The organism is Methylosinus sp. LW3 (assembly GCF_000527115.1).
In the GTDB taxonomy this organism is placed as follows: Bacteria; Pseudomonadota; Alphaproteobacteria; order Rhizobiales; family Beijerinckiaceae; genus Methylosinus.
Map to the genome: position 1 here is coordinate 2476911 of NZ_AZUO01000001.1, position 17420 is coordinate 2494330.

The window sequence follows — 17420 nt, forward strand, 5'->3', positions numbered from 1 at the left end:
GCCATGCTCGGGCGCGCCGCCGGCCTCATCGGCAGCATAGGCGCGCGCCTGCTCGATATCGTCTATCCGCCCGTCTGCCTCGTCTGCCGCAGAGCGGTGGCGAGCCATGGCGCGCTCTGCCCGCGCTGCTGGGGCGAGATGGGCTTTATCGAGCAGCCCTATTGCGAGCGGCTGGGAACGCCCTTCGAGCGCGATTTCGGCCCCGGCATGATCTCGCTGGAGGCCGCCGCCGATCCGCCCGTCTTCACGCGGGCGCGCGCGGTCGTGCGTTATGACAGCGACCGCGCGCGCAGCCTCGCCCACAGACTGAAATATTATGATCGCCTGGAGCTCGCCGAGCCGCTCGGCCGCTGGATGGCGCGCGCTGGCGCCGAGATTCTCTCCGACGCCGATCTGCTGGTTCCCATTCCCCTGCACCGAATGCGCCTGCTGTCGCGGCGCTTCAACCAATCGGCGGCGCTCGCCCATGTGATCGCGCGGGAGAGCGCCGTTCCGGTGGAGGCTCTGGCGCTGGAGCGCGTGAAGCCGACGCCGCCGCAAGTGGGGCTGACGCGCGGCCAGCGCTCAGCGAACATGCAGGGCGCCTTCCGCCTGCGCGAGGAGAAAAAGCCTCAGATCGAAGGCCGCAACATCGTGCTCATCGACGATGTGCTGACCTCTGGCGCGACGGCCAACGCCGCGGCCCGCGTCTTGCTGCGGGCGCGGGCGACGCGCGTCGACGTGCTGGTCTACGCCCGCGTCGTCGGCCAGAGCTGAAGCAAAGGCCTCCGTTGCAGCCATGCGCTGGAAGCGCTTATAAGAGCGCGCGAAAGGTCACGGAACCGTCATGCCGCAGATCGTCATCTACACCACGAGAACCTGCCCCTATTGCCGCGCCGCCAAGCAGCTGCTCGACATAAAAGGCGCCGCATATGAAGAGATCGCCGTCGATGGCGACGCGCAGAAGCGCGCCGAGATGAGCCGGCTGGCCGAGGGCCGGACCACAGTGCCGCAGATTTTCATCGACGGCCGTCCGATCGGCGGCTGCGACGATCTCTATGCTCTGGACGGCGCCGGCGAGCTCGATCCGCTGCTCGCCGCGGGCGAGCCGGCGCCGTGATTCTCTACCGGCTGATCTGCTCGGAAGGACACGAATTCGAAAGCTGGTTTCGCGATAGCGAAGCCTATGACGCGCAGGCCGCTCGAGGCGCGGTCAGCTGCCCCTTCTGTAATTCGACGCAGGTCGCCAAGGCGATCATGGCGCCGAATGTGACCCGCCGCTCGTCCCGAGCGCGTGAGGACGAGACGGGTGTCCCCGCTCTGCTCGACGAGCGCCATGCGGCGCTGCGGGCGATGATCCAGGAGCTGCGCCAAAAGGTCGTCGCCGCGACGGAAGACGTCGGTGACCGCTTCCCGAACGAGGCGCGGCGGATGCAGGATGGCGAGGCCGAGAACCGCCCCATTCGCGGACGCGCCAGCTTCGAGGAAGCCAAGGCGCTGCTCGAGGAGGGCATAGAAATCCTGCCGCTCCCCGGCCCGCCCGACGAAAGCCACTGAGGCGCGCCTCCCCCGCCGACGTCCTTGGCTTCGCGCTCCACAGGCGGAGGCGCTTCCTTTTTTCATATGAGTGACGGCCGCGCTTTCGACGTCGAAAAACGTCGCCGGCACTTGAATTTTCTTCATAGCGCAATGAACAATATGCACTTTGTCTTTGAGAATACTGCTCTTATCCCTTTGAGCGAGGCTTTGCAAAACCGTGATGCGAAGCCAATCTCGAGGAGAGAAACATGAGTCTAACGACAGAAGCAGCCGGAAAAACCGGCGCGGCCGACAGTACAGACGTCGTTATCGTCGATCTGAAGCCTATGTGGATCGCCGCCGGCGGGCTCGTCACCTTCTATCTGTTCATTCGCATCTATGAGCAGATTTACGGATGGCGCGCCGGTCTCGACTCCTTCGCCCCAGAATTCCAGACCTATTGGCTGACGATGCTCTGGACCGAGATTCCGCTGGAGCTGGTCACTGGCCTCGGCCTCGCCGGTTATCTGTGGAAGACGCGCACGCGCGACATGGACGCGCTGAGCACGCGCGAAGAATTGCGGCGCTGGGTCTGCCTCGCGCAATGGCTGGTCGTTTACGGCATAGCGATCTACTTCGGCGCGAGCTTCTTTACTGAACAAGACGGCACTTGGCACATGACGGTGATCCGCGACACCGACTTCACGCCGAGCCATATCATCGAGTTCTATCTGAGCTATCCCATCTACTCGATCGTGGGCGTCGGCTCGTTCTTCTACGCCAAGACCCGGTTGCCCTATTTCTCCAAGGGCTATTCGCTGGCCTTTCTGATCCTGACGATCGGTCCGTTCATGATCATTCCCAATGTCGGGCTGAACGAGTGGGGCCACACCTTCTGGTTCATGGAGGAGCTGTTCGTCGCTCCGCTGCACTGGGGCTTCGTGTTCTTCGGCTGGATGGCGCTCGCCGTGTTCGGCGTGACCGCGCAGATTTTGCTGAACATGAAACGTCTGCTGGGCGAAGACGGCGTGAAGGCGATCATCGACTGACGCGCTCGACGGAACTCGCAAGAGCGAGCCTGCTCTGACTCCATGATGCTCCCAGGGAACCAGAGTGGAAAAGCTGCCGCCCCTCGCTCGAGGGGCGGCAGGATGCGAACCCGCCGCGAGCGATTTTCCGTCACGCGGGGCCGATATGCGGCGCATGGCTATGTGAGGCGCGCTCGCATCCATATATGATTGGCGCGGACCCGAAGCCGCGCGAGATATCCGACTGCTCGGCGCGCGCCGAAAAGCCCGAACGCAGCCGGAGGCCGACATGCAGAATCGACAGATATTCGGCCTCATCCTGCTCGCCGGAATGATCGGGCTCGGCGTCCTCGTCATCAGCCCCTTCTGGGCGCCGCTCGTCTGGGCCGCCATTCTCGCTCATGCCACGGACGCCGCCTATCGCCGCTGCCTTCGCCTCTGCGGACAGCGGCGCAATCTCGCCGCCGCGGTCACGACGATCCTGCTGATCGTCCTCATCGTCGTTCCGGTGTCGGTGCTGCTGATCGATCTGCAGAGCGAGGCGGTCGCCGCCTATCGCGACATCTCGACCAAATATGCGGACGAGCCGCTGGTCCTGCCCAACGCGATCAAGCGCCTCCCGGTGATCGGCCCCACGCTGAACGATCTCGTGAACAATCCGGAATTTCGTAAGCAGCAGATCAACGAATGGCTGGAGCCCTGGATGCGCCAGCTCGCCGGGGTCGTCGGCGCGGTCGGCCGCAGCATTGCGCAATTCGGCGTCATGGCGATCGCGCTGTTCTTCTTCTACCGCGACGGCGACCTCATGCTTGAGCAAATTCGCGTCGGGCTCCGTCGAGTCGTCGGGGAGACGGCGGATCAATATTTCCGAGCCGTCGAGACCACGTCGAATGCGGTCGTGTCGGGCCTGATCATCAGCGCGATGGCGCAGGGCTTCATTGCCGGCGTCGGCTATGCGTTCCTCAGCGCCGGACCGCCCGTTCTGCTCGGCGTGCTGACAGCCCTGGCTGCGCTCATCCCCTTCGTCGGAACAGTGGCGATCTGGGCGCCGCTCGGCGTCTGGCTTCTTCTCACCGATCAGATCGGCGCAGGCCTGGGGCTGCTCGCCTGGGGCGCGCTCATCGTCAACCCGACCGACAATATTCTCAAGCCTCTCCTCATCAGCAACGCGGCCGATATCCCTCTCGTCGTCGTCTTCCTCGGCGTGATGGGCGGCCTGCTCGCCTTCGGCTTCGTCGGACTATTCCTCGGCCCACTGATTCTCGCCGTGCTGCTCGCCATATGGCGGGAATGGCTGGCAGCCGACGCCGCCGAAGCGGGCCGCTGATCTTCGTGGCTGCGACGATGCTCGAAGGCGCAGCGTCTTCCGCCCTTCGCCGTCTTGCCCGGCGTCAGCGCGAGATCGGGATTCGACGTGGTGACGACGATTTTGCTTCCACCTCGCTCCGCCGGCGCATCCACTATCTGCGTCACTCTTCCTTCGAAGGCGCGATCGGGAAATGCGTCGACATTCAAAGAGACATTGTCCCGACCCGCGTCGGACTCTCGATATCGCGTCGATGCGGATTTCGAGCAGCGGATCTCGTCATTCTAGGCCGCAGACCTCCCCATACCGGGAGGCCTCGGGAGCGAGAGCAGCGATGACGAAGCGCGGGCCGGCCGCCGCTCGGAACGGCCTAGCGATGACGTCGCTTCTCGATCATATGGCCGCGATGTCGGCGCAGAACCCCGGTGAGATCGAGATTGGACCGGATTTTCTCCCGAAGCGGCCGCACCGCAGGCCCTGCATGGCATGGCTAGTGCGCGCCAACCCGTTGATTTAACAGGCTCTAGTGCGGGTTTTCGTCGTAGGCGGGAGTGGTGCCAGGGGCGTCATCACAAATTTCATATAACGATCTGAAATTTATTGGACAATTGTCGATGTGGAAAATTTTGGGGCCAACAAAAAGGCCAACAGCCGATTTTTCTATCGAAAACGTCGCCGGGCGTAGTCGGACAAGAGGATCATCGAATTGCGGCACCTAGGTAATCTTAGGCGCGAGATTGCGTCGGTCGATGCTGAGATCGTCGCCTAAGCGAATGCGGATCGGTGAAGGCGCATTTTGTTGTTCTTCCATTTCTCACAGAAATCTCTGGTACGTTCCGCGAGCTCAGCATCTGGGTTGATGACGAAAAAAGTGCGGCAGCTAAAGGCGTTGGCTCTGACGGCCATCGTGGGGCGTCCTATCGCGCGACGCCAGTGGTCGACTTCGGCGTCGTGCCCACCCTTAAAGCGACTGTTGTGATGGTAAACGATCGCTGTGCGGCCTTCGCAGAGCGCGAGCACTTCGTTGAGCGGAATCTGCTTGCCGAAGCTTGGAATCCGCCGACGGCGCTCGTCGTCCGTCGTAAGCCCATTGTCTGGATCCATGAACACGATCTCGGCGCCCTCCATGGCCTTTACCGTGCGCGAGAACCAAGCGGACCTCACTTTGCAACGCTCGATCCCAGACATGCGACCGACGGGCAAGGGCTCAGCGGCGAACAAGGTGCCGGCCTTGAACGCTTGATGGAGTCCGGATACCGCCCTCTCCTTGGATGTGATTTCAGCCATCAGGTCGAACAGGTCGGGGTTCAAAGGTCTCCACTGCTTTGGAGCGCGCAGGTACGCGATGTGACGCCCGTCGGCATTGTGTTCCTCGTCGGGAAATAAGTACCATGCAACGCCGAGCCTTCGGCTCGCGCTCAGATGCTGCAAGAGAGAAATCTTGATATAGTCGCCTATGTCGCCAGCGTACCGATTTTGCATTTTCAGAATCGAGTTCCGGTTTTCTCTTCGCGCTACATGTGGCCCCGGTCTATCGGTCCATGGAGGAATGAGTTGGCATCAGGCCTTCACTTTTTCCCGTCCGACTGCAAGTGCGGCTTCGTCTCCGGGCGAGCCGCCACGGGCAATCGAACATCGGTTGCAGAAGTCTGCCGACGTAGAGTCTCAATCTCAGCCTCTAACGCCTTTAATCGATTCGTCATTTCCTCAATGGTTTTACCGTTGTCTCCCACGCTGCTCTTGAGTTCTCCCATCGACGAGGCGCTGTCCGCAATTTTTCCCCAGACGGCACTCATGTCCGCTCGCCAGCCGAAGAAAATCGTTAAGTAAAGGGCGATAAGCGCGATACCCAGCCCGGCGACCGCGAGCCAACCGATTGTTTGTAATCTGTTCTTTAAGTCCTCTGCAGCCCTCTGAGCTTCTTTGGCATCTGACGCTGCGGTCTGGCTGGCGGCTCGCGCGTTCTCGGCTGCTTTCGATGCATCCACCGCTATGATTGGAATCGAACTGCGGATGCCGACTCGGTTGCCGCCTGCAAAGGGGAGTGCGGCCTTACGAATGAACTTTTCAATATCCCAATGCTCGCGTCCGTCCCTCAAAAGGGGGTCGCTACCCTCGGTGGGCGTGGACGTTGTCTTGGTGAATTCGACCCATATCAAACCTTCTTCAATAGGGATGAGGTAGTCCTCATTTGTGAGATTGTGCAGCGGGATGCACAACTTACCCCAGTAGCCGGGATCGACGAGCGGCCCCGTGCCTAAGAGCAATCCGCGGTGCACGTGCCTGATCTGCAGATTGAAGCGTATGGCGATGTAATCGGGAAGGCGAAATTCGAGGTCGGTTTCGACAAAAACGATACTGTTCGCCCGTACGCATAAAGGATTTGTTGCATCGAAAAAAATGGATACAGGATTGTCAGTCTCTTCAAAAATATAGGCCTTACTGCCGATGCGCCCTTCGTAGGACGCCTTTTTTAATCTCGGCTTTTCCCCACCCTTGTAAAAAGGTGCAATCATGCCCGTCGCAAGGACGTACTTTTCGATATGATCTGCGGACAACAATGAAGGCGGGATGTCGTCGGCAAACGGGTCTTTCGTTCCGCGCCATTGGCGGGCTCGCTCGTCCGCGTCGCGTGAACTCAAAATCTCCTTCTCTTCTCCTGAATTGTTGGCAGGCTGCATCATGACGCCGCCTGATTTGTCGCCAATACAATGCCGTCGCCTGAGAAGCCGTACCAATCGATGCAATGGCCAATCTCCCGCTCAACGCGAGTAATGAATTGCCGAACGGGACCGTCGGGCATTTCGAGCGAATCGCGAGGGCCGATGTAGTCAAGATGATTGAGCACCAGCCGATGAGGCGCATTCGCTGCAAGCGCGCGCCTGACCAGTGCAGCGTCGAATTCACCAACTCGTCGAAGTTTACGGGTAACGGTCGTGTACTCACTCAGGTCCAGCTCGGTTCCCGCTCGTCGAGCGATCTCCGCCCAAGTGGTTTCGCCCGACAGCGGACCGGAATCGCCTGCCACCCTGATTGGATAGCTACGGAGGACCATTGTGATGTCGTCTACATAGCGTGGGCTGACGCCGGCCTCCGCGAGTGCCGCCGCCGCCGTCGTTGATCGGGCGGTAGCCTTTGGCCAGTAGCCTCCGTCCAGTAGCGACAGACCGAAGCCTTGCGAGCCCTCAATGACGATCCTTTGGCCGAGTTCCAGACGAGTGTTGAGCGTGAGGCTGGTATCGACGTCTCTTAGGAAAGGATGCAGCAGCTCATGTTCAAGCGCATGGACCGCCTTCAAGGGGAAGTTCGGCGCGTCACGAGCCGCCAATGCCATGACTGCCGCACCCACGCCCGAGCCGGTCGAGCCGATTGAAGACACAAGTGCCGCCTCGTCCTCCCAGGCTTTGTGCTGCTCGGTGACGACCTGAGCCTTGGGGCTGATCATGATCCTGTCCAGCGGGTAATCCAAAGCCGCGATTTCCTGGAACAGGACGTCAACGTCCAGATACGCCCCTGCAGGGAACACGACGTCGACATTTCGGTCGACGCTGGCGGCCGGCATCTGTCGAAGCGCCCATCGTCGACCTCGACGATCAAAGGCCGTGTGTCCCGAATTAGGTCCTCCGACCCTAATGACCGTTACCGGGCCACGGCTACGGCGCACGATTTCGAGCGCTACCTTCCCCTTGCCTTCAGACCCAAATTGGCCACCGACGACTATGGAGACGGGCATCTTCGGTTCCTTCTATCAGCGGCAAGCTCTGCCGCCCACTGCCCTACCTCTTCTATCGCACCTTCGTTTCGGAACACGCGGTGGGCCAAGGCGCGCATGGAACCGACTTGACTTTCGACATCAGACATCGCCGCCGTTTCGAAGTCACCATCGATCGCTCGTGCTGAATACCGCCGCCGGCGCCGCTCCTCACTGGCATCCACGTACACGTGAACGTAGCCGCCACCGGCGCGCTCCGCAAGAAACCCATGGTCCTCAGGAAAGCGCATGCCATCAACGACGACAGCCAGCGCTCCCCCCACGCGTGCGAGCGTCTGTTCCGCAAGCCATCTCTGTTTGCCAGTTCGATTGATCTCGTTTCCGAGCGCTTGGCGATGGAGCCGGTCTAGGGTTAGACCGCGAGCCTTTAGCTCATCGTCAATGACAACGCTGAAACGCGTATAGGCGAAGCCCTGCTTTTCAAGAGCTCTCGCCAGCGTCGTTTTGCCAGCCGCGATTGGGCCACTGATGCCGATGATAATCGGATGCGTGCCACCGTCCAGCTTTGGAATAATCAAGGGTGGCTCCTCTGCTGTTCCCAGAGCTTCTATAAGTCCGGCCCAATGAAACGACCCCACCAGAGCAGAAGTGATGGCATCGAGTTCGTCGTGGGATGCCTCTTCGAGGTCTGCTGATACCCCGAACTCCTCCAAGCCCAGTTTCAGCCATTCTACCCCGGCGCCTTTTCGAGGTATCCGCATGATGTCCTGCGCCGCGCCTGGATAGCTTTCGATCACCGGCAATCCGCGATTGCGAAGTGCTGTCGCCAGCCGTATGCCGCGGGCCGTCAGCTTCTGCATGCTGGGCAAAAGGCATGGATAGACGTTGACCCCACGCCGCTTCAGCTCCCGCTCGCATTCGCGCATGATGCCGAAACGCTCGCGGCCAGGGTCCGCATCATCGACACTCGTTCGTCCCACTGGGAGACAGAGCGGCGAGTCAATCGAGACAAGGTCAGGTTTGCAGTTCAACGTCTCGGCGAGGAGCTCTTCGTCGGTGAAAATCGTCGCATAGTTGGCGTTCCTTCCATCAAGAAGGCACCAACCGGATCCCCGGGCCTCCGAGCCCGTAAGATCGATTCCCACAATCCGCGCGCTCTCCGCCGGAGTGCCTCCGAGCAATTGGTCGAAGTCCGGAGCGGACGACAGCTCTCTTCGAGCAGCCTCAAATGCGGGGATATCGAGCCACCCGGCTGGTGCGGACCAGTCGCTGAAAGTCACTCGTTCCACGAACAGATCTGGTTCGAACTCGAACCGATCAATGACGTTATCGAAAATCGCGCCCATCGCCGCGATATCAGCCCGGTTATACCGCACCAGAGTGTTCAGGGCAGACGTGTCCCCCCGCAGGTAGCGATGCCAGAGCAGCACGGCTGCGAAGCCGTCGACCTCGGCAATGTCATTGCGTAGTGACAAACCAAGCTGCTTTTCGATAGCCTTTTGTCCGCCGGTCAGGCCTACGCGACGGCAGAGATACATCAAATCGATATGGTTGCTCGGCAACAGCACGTCTGGAAATTCCTGTCGGAGAAATCTCTCGTCAAACCGGATGCCATTGAATGTGACGAGCGCCAGCGCGCCTTGCGCGTCTTTCCTCAACAGTTCATGGCTGTCGCCTTTGACCATTGTCGAAGCGCGACCGCCGATCGACCAGCCAACGACGGTGATTTCATCGTAATGATGACTGAGACCCGTTGTTTCAATGTCAAGAAATAGTATACGATCGGGATGCTGCCTGCATATGGCAAGCTGCTCTCTCAGCCAGGGCGGCAGCACCGGGACAACGGTATTTTTCCTGGTCCGTGGCGTACGGGCCAACATCAGAACCGCTCCAAAATCACGCTCAGGTTTGTCTGCGTTCCAGCCCCACAGACCAACGGCGGCTGCCCATACCACTCAGGCTTCGCCGGCGCCACCCTTCCTTCTTTCGGAACAAAGATTGCCACCTAGTTCTCCGCCCTTTTCCGCTCGTAACGCTAACCTATTCAGATCCTATTGGCGATCTTTGGCGATTTGTTATACAAAGGATTTTTGATGCGCTTGAGACGTGCACGGTGGCCCTGTGAAGCGAAAAAAATCAGAGTACGTGGCCGGGAACTATGTTGTCATCATCGAGTCGATCATCGATGACAGTTCGCAACTCCACGATTATGGGTTCAACCGTTCGACATGGCACCGGGGGGTGAGATTGATGGAGCGCTACGGATCAGACCGCGCTCTGGAACTCATGGATTCCAAGGCAGAACGAGCCTTCGAACGGGGAGACCTAGCCATATGCCACAAGTGGCGTGATCTCATGGGAGTAGTACACGCCATCGTAGCAGATGAGCCGCAGCCTAACGACAGAATTCACTGAACCATAATTAAGGCTTCACGAGGTCGATGGACCAATTACTTAAATGGCATCCGAGAACTACCTTAAGCTCCTGGCAAAGGTGTCGAATTTTGTAGTCGATCGTCCAAGGAGGATTACAGATTACTAAGCCGCTGCCCGCGAGGGCTAGACCGTCTCGCGGGAAGGGGCAGAACTCCGCGCGCAGAACGTTCTTGAAGCCGGCACCAACCGCGGCCGCAGCAATTCGGTCTCCGAAGGAGCCGTCCTTGATTGGGTACCATACGGCAAATATTCCGGTTGCCCATTTGCCAAAGCCTGTTCGAAGCGAATTAGCAATTTGGTCGACGTCATTCCGTTTCTCGAATGGCGGGTCAATGAAGACCAAGCCTCTCCGCTCTTCGGGCGGTAGCAGCGCGCCGACCGCTTCAAATCCGTCCCGTTCATGGACGGAGATTCGCCGATCGCTGCGGTATCGCGCTTTCAATAGCGCCCCGTCCTGCGGGTGCAGTTCACAGACGATAAGGCGGTCGCGCTCTCGCAAGGCCTGCTTAATCAGTTCGGGCGAACCAGGATAGAATCTCAGAGATTTACCGTTAAGCGTTTCAACAATCCTCGAATACATCGGCGCTGACGCAAGTGGCTTGCCGAATACACGGTCAACGCCCGCGCAGCGCTCATTAGTTCGTGTCGCCTCCTCAGAATCGAGGTCATAAACGCCGAGACCTCCATGCGTGTCCAGAACCGAGAACGGCTTCGTCTTTTGCAAAAGATGTTCTAGCAAGAGCGTCAGCACAGCGTGTTTGAACACTTCCGTGTGATTGCCGGCGTGGAAGGCATGTCGGTAATTCACGATAGTAGGCTCTTTCCCTGTTCTTCACTAGCTCTTGGAGGCTGGTCGTGATCTACTGTTAGCTCTGATCCGTTCGATCATCGACACCGCAACCTCCTTGGTAGCGGCAAAGAAGGCCTCGCGTCGACGGCAGTGGCACCGAACATCCTTTCAACAGTGGTGCTCCGTTGACGCGAGAAAAGGAGCGGCGGCGCTTTGATCACGGCGCGAGCAAGCCCTCGTTTACGGCTCTCTCCTCGCCTTGGCGACCCCGATCGATCACGATTAGGCGCTCGAGCATAGGCACGGTCATGCGCCCGCTACTCCCGACAGATTGCGCCGAATCGTCGACCCACGAAACGTTCAAGGCAACTTTCGTCAGGGTGATGAAGGATCAGATCGACCGGATCCTAGCTATTCTCCAACTCCCGCTTCCCTTTCGCGCTCCAGAGCGCCCGCGCATGTGCACCTTGCTCGCTCTGGAGCTTGTCAGCCATCCAGAGGAGCGCGCCGAAAATGGTAGCGCGATCGTCACCAGTCAAGTCGACGAGGCCGGCCTTGACGACGAGGCCGCCGAGTTCGATCAGATGTCGCGTGCGCTTGCGGCGCTCGACCTGCCAGGCGCGCATGTCATGCCGCGCCTGTGCTGTCTGATGACGGTTGCGCGCCACTCTGTTGCGCCGAAGCGCCACCAGTGTCGCGGCCAGGCGCCGACGCAGTTCGTCGCGACCGGCCCTGAAAGTACGCGGCCCCGCGTTTCGCCCATGCCTCCCTCTTTCCGGCATCCTTGGTTTCGGCCAGCACGATCAGTGCGCCCGCCAGTTCTTCCGCGTTCAGCGCGTCGGCTCCAGTCGAAATGACCAGCTCGCCAAGCTGTTGCACCTTGCGGTTTCTGAGGTCTCGCGCCTTGTCTTCGAGCGACTTCAGTTCTGCATCGAAGTCCCGTGGTTTGCGCATCATGTCCTCCACAAGCCGTTGATGGAGAGATGATAGTCGAGCGCCTGCCGGAATGCTGTAAGGTTGCCGGGACAGTTGGGGACGGCCTGGTCCCTCCCGAGAATTTTTCGAGGGAGGGCGCGCTTATACGTCGTTCCGACGTGCGCTTCGCTGTGATGATGTTCGGATCGCGATGGCGATCTATCATCTTCACGTCAAGGTCATCGGCCGCAAATGCGGCTCCAGCGCGGTGGCGTCCGCCGCCTACCGCTCGGCCTCGCGGTTGCGCGACGACCGGCTCGGACGCAGTCATGATTTCTCGGCCAAACGCGGCGTCGTGCATTCCGAGGTGTTGCTGCCGGAGAATGCGCCGGAGGCGTGGAAGGACCGCGAACGACTTTGGAACGAAGTCGAGGCGCTCGAGGTCAGGAGGGATGCGCAGCTCGCCCGCGAAGTCGAATTCGCCCTTCCGCGCGAGATTACGGAGCGCCAAGGCATCGAACTCGCCCGCGATTTCGTGCGGTCCGAATTCGTCGATCGCGGCATGATCGCCGACCTCAATGTGCATTGGGATATGGCCGAGGACGGAATGCTGAAGCCTCACGCGCATGTCATGCTGACCATGCGCTCGGTGGACGAGAATGGCTTCGGTCCGAAGGTGCGGGAGTGGAACCGCACGGAGATGCTCGAACGCTGGCGGGGGCGTTGGGCAGAGCTTGCCAACGAGCGTCTGGCCGAACTCGACATCGACGCGCGCATCGACCATCGCAGCCTGGAAGCTCAGGGCATCGTGCTGGAGCCGCAAAGCCAGATCGGCGCGCCCGCACATCGCATCGAAGGCAAAGGTATCGAGGTCGCCGACCGCGCGGAAATGCATCGCGAGATCGCGCGCGGCAATGGCGAGCGCATCATCGCCGATCCCGCCCTGGCGCTCGATGCCATCACGCATCAGCAATCGACCTTCACACGGCGCGACATGGCGATGTTCGCGCACCGGCACAGCGACGGGAGCGACCAGTTCAATGTGGTGATGGGCGCGATGCGGGAGGCGCCCGATCTCGTCCAATTGGGCAAGGATGGACGGGGCGAGGATCGCTTCACCACCCGCCAGATGATCGAGACCGAGCAGCGCTTGCACCGCGCTGCCGACCTTATGGCTGCGAAGGAGCGCCACGAGGTCGGTGACAGGGACCGTGAAGCGGCGCTGGCGCGCGCGGAAGCGCGCGGTCTTTTCCTTTCGGGAGAGCAGGCCGACGCGCTGGCGCATGTCACGGACGGGCGCGATCTCGGCGTCGTCGTTGGTTACGCCGGAACGGGGAAGAGCGCGATGCTGGGTGTGGCGCGCGAAGCTTGGGAAGCGGCGGGCTACGAGGTGCGAGGCGCGGCGCTGTCCGGCATCGCCGCCGAGAATCTCGAAAGCGGATCGGGCATCTCGTCGCGCACCATCGCCAGCCTGGAACACGGTTGGGGACAGGGCCGCGATGTGCTCACCGCGCGCGATGTTCTGGTAATCGACGAGGCGGGCATGGTCGGCACGCGCCAGTTGGAGCGCGTGCTGTCCCATGCCGCCGAGGCCGGCGCCAAGGTGGCGCTGGTCGGCGATCCGCAACAATTGCAATCCATCGAAGCCGGCGCGGCGTTCCGGTCTATCCACCAACGTCACGGTGGAGCGGAGATCGGCGAGGTGCGCCGCCAGCGGGAGGACTGGCAGCGCGACGCAACGCGCGATTTGGCGACTGGCCGAACCGCCGATGCGCTCCATGCCTATGACAAACATGGCATGGTCCATGCCGCTGCGACACGGGAACAGGCGCGCGACGATCTGATCGACCGTTGGGATCGCGATCGGCAGGCGTCGCCGGGCCGCAGCCGCATCATCCTCACGCACACCAACGACGAGGTGCGCGCCTTGAACGAGGCCGCGCGCGGCAGAATGCGGGAAGCCGGAAATCTCGGCGACGAAGTGCGCCTGGTGGTCGAACGCGGTGAGCGCAGTTTCGCAAGCGGAGATCGCGTCATGTTCCTTCAGAACGAACGCGGCCTCGGCGTCAAGAACGGCACGCTCGGCGCCATCGAACAGGTCAGCACGCAGAGCATGAGCGTGCGCACCGACGACGGTCGTTCCGTTCGTTTTGACCTGAAGGATTACGACCGCATCGACCACGGCTATGCCGCAACCATCCACAAGGCGCAGGGCATGACCGTGGATCGCACCCATGTTCTGGCGACGCCGGGCCTGGACGCCCACGGCGCCTATGTCGCGCTGTCGCGCCACCGCGACCGCATGGCGCTGCATTATGGCCATGACGACTTCGCCAGCCAGGACCGGCTGGCCCGCACCCTGTCACGCGACCGGGCCAAGGATATGGCGTCGGATTACGAGCGGCTCGAGCCGGCGCGCGATTATGCCGAACGGCGCGGGATCACTTTCCGCGCCCGCGTGGCCGAGATCGTGCGCAAGGTCGTGCCCGAGAAGGTGCGCGGCATGTTCGACGGCCTGCGCCTGCCCGCCGGTGGCGGACAGGGGCTGGAGCGGGCAGCGCCGGAAAGGAAGGCAGCGGAAGACCCGGAAGCGGCGCTGCGCCGCGCCCGCACCAAGGCGCTCATCCGCCATGCACGCGCCGTGGATGCGATCTTCGAGATGCGAGAGAGAGGCAGCAAGGCCAACCCGGAGCAGGTGAAGGAATTGCAGGAGGCCCGCAAGGTCTTCGAGGAGGTGCGGCCTTATGGCTCGCACGATGCCGAAGCCGCCTACAAGAAGAACCCGGAACTCGCCTCGGAAGCCGCCACGGGGCGCACCGCCCGCGCCATCCGCGCCCTACAACTCGAAACCGAACTGCGCACCGATCCGCAGCGCCGCGCCGATCGCTTCGTGGAACGCTGGCGGGAGCTCGGCCAGACCAGCCAGCGCCAGTATCAGGCGGCGGACATGTCCGGCTACAAGGCCACGCGATCGGCGATGGGTGACATGGCGCAGAGCCTCGAACGCGATCCGCAGCTCGAGTCGATCCTCGCCGGCCGCAAGCGAGACCTCGGAATCGGGCTCGAATCAGGTCGCCGACTTGGATTGGAGCTCGCCTTCAGTCACGGCATCGACCTTGGCAGAGGCCGGAACATCGGACTTTGACCCCGCCTATTTTCCGCCGCCGGCGCGCCACGCTGCGACGGCGCGCAAAGCCCTCTTGCACAGCGATAAATCCTTGTCCTGTCTGGCTCTGGAACAGTCAGACAAAGCCAGCAGAAGGCAAGGCAGCCGTGCGCCAACCAGACCGTATCATCCGCCTGAGAACCGTCCTCGCCCGAACTGGGCTGTCCCGTTCCACTATTTACCGCAAGATCGCCGAGGGCACCTTCCCCGCACAGATCAAAATCAGCGCCAACGGCGCGGGCTGGCATGAATCCGAAATCGACCGCTGGGTCGCCAACCCCCTTGCATGGCGGCCGGTGGAAGAGGTCGATGACGGTCGGTGAGGCCAGCGCGCTCATACAATAGTGCATGATCGGCGAGATCTTTCGTCACGGCGTTCGTTTGAATTTATCAATGCAGTCTGACCACGCCTGCATCAGTTCGATCCGCTCTTGCCAATAGCTCGCCCGGTTGTAGGCGCGCCGGATTTCGTTCTGATCTTGATGCCCGAGCGCGGCCTCGATCACGTCGGGCCGGAAACCCCGTTCGTTCAATATCGAGCTTGCCGCAGCCCGAAAGCCGTGCGCGGTCATCTCATCCTGCGTAAAGCCCATGCGCCGCAGCGCCGCGTTCATGGCGTTCTCCGACAGGGGGCGGGCATTGGAGCGGATAGAGGGGAACACGAGCGTGCTCCGGGCGACCTCTTTCACCTCGCGCAACACATCGAGCGCCTGTCGCGAGAGCGGCACGTCATGCGGCCGGCGAACCTTGGTGCGGGCGCCGTCGATGCGCCAGATTGCCTCCTCCGCGTCGATTTCCGCCCATGTGGCGCCGCGGACCTCGCCGGGGCGGGCAAACGTCAGCGCGGTGAACTGAAGAGCGCACCGGAGCGTCGGCCAGCCGTCATAGGCGTCTATGGCCACCAGAAGCGCGCCGAGATGCTTCTCGTCGGTGATTGCGGCCCGATGCTGCACCTTCGGCGCCATCAGGGCGCCGCGCAACAGAAGAGTCGGATCGTCCTTGGCCCGCAGCGTAGCGACAGCGAGCCGGAAGACGGTGCCGATCAGGCTACGCAGCCGCCGCGCCGTCTCCCGGCGCCCGCTGCGTTCGATCCGTTGCAGCAACGCGAGGATTTCCGCCGGCGTGATATCCGCGATTGGTCGGGCGCCAAGGTCGGGGCCGGCAAGATCGACGAGCAGCCATCGGTTCTTCGCAACGGTGGACGCGGCGGCGCCCTCGTCCTCGATGCGTTGCAGATATTCCTCGGCAACGCCCCCGAAGGTGTTCGTCGCCGAGATGACAGCGGTCAGTTTCGCAGCCTTCTTGTTGGCCCCAGGATCGACTCCCGAGGCCAACAGCTTCTTGGCTTCGTCGCGCAGCCGCCGCGCCTCGACGAGGGGAACGGAGGGATAGGCGCCGTGGGAGAGCTTCTTCTGCTTACCGCTGAACCTGTATGCCTGGTTCCAGAGCCGCGCGCCGCTCGGCTTCACAAGGAGGTAGAGCCCGCCGCCGTCGGAGAGCTTGTATTCCGACTCCCGGCCCTTGGCGGCGCGGCACGCTGTATCTGTCAGGGGCATTGACGCCTCCCGGCTGTTGGCCTCGGGCCAGCAGATACCAGGGCGAGGCCAACATCAAGGCCAACAAATTCATGAGATCGGGTGATATCCGAAGATGCCGATTGAGACGGGGGAAGGCGTCAAAATCCAAAAAACAACAATCATCTCAATGCGATATGACGCCGGTTGAGACGTCCTTAGATGCCGGGAGATTAGGGGGATGGTGCCCAGGGGCGGAATCGAACCACCGACACTGCGATTTTCAGTCGCATGCTCTACCAACTGAGCTACCTGGGCCTAGGCGCCTCGCGACGCCGAGAGCGGGCTTATAGAAAGCCCCGCCGGCCTTGTCTAGACCCCAAAAGCGTATTTCTCACAAGCTCGCGCGGAAACCGCCTGGCGCAGCCGCCGTGGCCACGGCCCGACACGCACTCACGACCGCGAGAGGGGGCCCACCTCCTCGAGCGGCGCGGGCCGACACCGATCAGCAAGTCGACCTTTGCGGCCGCATGCGCTCGGCGATCCACGTTTCTAGGCTTTCACGCTCGCGAACTTGCCGAGCGCGTCGACGCCGCGAGATCATCATCAACAGATCCGCGCGCCTCATTCGCGTGATCATTTGTCTCGACCAGAGACGTCGGATCGCCGCAGCGCCGGCGAGCGCCGTATGGCGCTGCTCGGACTATAGGCGCTCGCGGAGCGAGAGACCGCCGATCACGCGATCGAAACGCATCACATCGATCGCTCTTCAATCCACGAAGATCGCTCGCTCTTTCGACGTGGAGCGTTTGCACGTTACGCCGCCGAAGATGCTCTTGCCGAAAAGTCGAGCCCTTCCACGTTAACTATGCTTAACAAAAAATTACTTTACGAGAGCGTAAGCGGAATCGTACAAATGCCTGCAGCGAGCGGAGGAGCATTCCACCTCGAGGACCGCCGAAAGGCCTCGCCGACAGTGCATTTATTTAAAGTCGTAATTGGCCCTACCTCGTCGATTGTGATCGCATGGACGAGCGCCCTGGAACCACGAGGGGA

15 protein-coding genes and 1 tRNA gene are annotated in these 17420 nt (G+C 61.5%); 7 read left to right on the plus strand and 9 right to left on the minus strand.

The window, feature by feature from the left end:
* Positions 1 to 3: 3 nt before the first annotated feature.
* From METLW3_RS0112550 to METLW3_RS0112570, 5 genes are all read left to right on the plus strand, one after another.
* Positions 4 to 756: a ComF family protein gene (locus METLW3_RS0112550; protein WP_024880252.1), complete on the plus strand. Its 753-nt coding sequence runs from the start codon at positions 4 to 6 to the stop codon at positions 754 to 756.
* Between the two features lie 70 nt (positions 757 to 826).
* A complete protein-coding gene (gene grxC / locus METLW3_RS0112555; RefSeq protein WP_024880253.1) occupies positions 827 to 1099 on the plus strand; it encodes a glutaredoxin 3 in 273 nt (90 codons plus the stop codon).
* A complete protein-coding gene (locus METLW3_RS0112560) occupies positions 1096 to 1536 on the plus strand; it encodes a DUF1178 family protein (RefSeq protein WP_024880254.1) in 441 nt (146 codons plus the stop codon). Before grxC ends, METLW3_RS0112560 begins: the two co-directional genes overlap by 4 nt.
* A gap of 230 nt (positions 1537 to 1766) precedes the next feature.
* A complete protein-coding gene (amoC, locus tag METLW3_RS0112565; RefSeq protein ID WP_024880255.1) occupies positions 1767 to 2546 on the plus strand; it encodes a bacterial ammonia monooxygenase, subunit AmoC in 780 nt (259 codons plus the stop codon).
* Positions 2547 to 2814: 268 nt separating this feature from the next.
* Complete coding sequence (locus METLW3_RS0112570) at positions 2815 to 3852, plus strand: AI-2E family transporter (RefSeq protein WP_024880256.1); 1038 nt, start codon at positions 2815 to 2817, stop codon at positions 3850 to 3852.
* A gap of 744 nt (positions 3853 to 4596) precedes the next feature.
* Here METLW3_RS0112570 and METLW3_RS26870 read toward each other — a convergent pair.
* The 7 genes from METLW3_RS26870 to METLW3_RS0112625 all read right to left on the minus strand — a co-directional run bounded on the left by METLW3_RS26870 (position 4597) and on the right by METLW3_RS0112625 (position 11723).
* Positions 4597 to 5313, minus strand: a complete 717-nt coding sequence (locus METLW3_RS26870; protein ID WP_024880258.1) for a hypothetical protein — start codon at positions 5311 to 5313, stop codon at positions 4597 to 4599.
* 86 nt (positions 5314 to 5399) lie between these two features.
* Positions 5400 to 6515, minus strand: coding sequence for a hypothetical protein (locus tag METLW3_RS0112585; protein ID WP_024880259.1), 1116 nt, complete (start codon positions 6513 to 6515; stop codon positions 5400 to 5402).
* The gene (locus METLW3_RS0112590) at positions 6512 to 7564 is read right to left on the minus strand and encodes an adenylosuccinate synthetase (RefSeq protein WP_084484829.1); all 1053 of its coding nucleotides are present in this window, start codon (positions 7562 to 7564) and stop codon (positions 6512 to 6514) included. The genes METLW3_RS0112585 and METLW3_RS0112590 overlap by 4 nt, the downstream gene beginning before the upstream one ends.
* Positions 7549 to 9423, minus strand: a complete 1875-nt coding sequence (locus tag METLW3_RS26875; protein WP_084484830.1) for a ribonuclease H-like domain-containing protein — start codon at positions 9421 to 9423, stop codon at positions 7549 to 7551. The genes METLW3_RS0112590 and METLW3_RS26875 overlap by 16 nt, the downstream gene beginning before the upstream one ends.
* A 542-nt stretch (positions 9424 to 9965) precedes the next feature.
* Positions 9966 to 10787, minus strand: coding sequence for a 23S rRNA (adenine(2030)-N(6))-methyltransferase RlmJ (gene rlmJ, locus METLW3_RS0112610; RefSeq protein ID WP_024880262.1), 822 nt, complete (start codon positions 10785 to 10787; stop codon positions 9966 to 9968).
* 389 nt (positions 10788 to 11176) lie between these two features.
* A complete protein-coding gene (locus METLW3_RS0112620; protein ID WP_024880263.1) occupies positions 11177 to 11395 on the minus strand; it encodes a conjugal transfer protein TraD in 219 nt (72 codons plus the stop codon).
* Position 11396: 1 nt separating this feature from the next.
* Positions 11397 to 11723: a conjugal transfer protein TraD gene (locus METLW3_RS0112625; RefSeq protein WP_024880264.1), complete on the minus strand. Its 327-nt coding sequence runs from the start codon at positions 11721 to 11723 to the stop codon at positions 11397 to 11399.
* 172 nt (positions 11724 to 11895) lie between these two features.
* Here METLW3_RS0112625 and traA point away from each other — a divergent pair, with 172 nt between their 5' ends.
* Together traA and METLW3_RS27520 are read left to right on the plus strand one after the other, a co-directional pair.
* Positions 11896 to 14829, plus strand: coding sequence for a Ti-type conjugative transfer relaxase TraA (gene traA, locus METLW3_RS0112630; protein ID WP_024880265.1), 2934 nt, complete (start codon positions 11896 to 11898; stop codon positions 14827 to 14829).
* 128 nt (positions 14830 to 14957) lie between these two features.
* Positions 14958 to 15173: an AlpA family transcriptional regulator gene (locus tag METLW3_RS27520; protein ID WP_004448212.1), complete on the plus strand. Its 216-nt coding sequence runs from the start codon at positions 14958 to 14960 to the stop codon at positions 15171 to 15173.
* Between the two features lie 45 nt (positions 15174 to 15218).
* Here METLW3_RS27520 and METLW3_RS0112640 read toward each other — a convergent pair whose 3' ends face one another.
* Positions 15219 to 16406 carry an integrase arm-type DNA-binding domain-containing protein gene (locus METLW3_RS0112640; protein ID WP_024880266.1) on the minus strand — a complete coding sequence of 396 codons (1188 nt, stop codon included), beginning with the start codon at positions 16404 to 16406 and terminating at the stop codon, positions 15219 to 15221.
* A 200-nt stretch (positions 16407 to 16606) separates the two neighbouring features.
* A tRNA-Phe gene (locus METLW3_RS0112645) sits at positions 16607 to 16682 on the minus strand.
* Positions 16683 to 17420 lie beyond the last annotated feature (738 nt).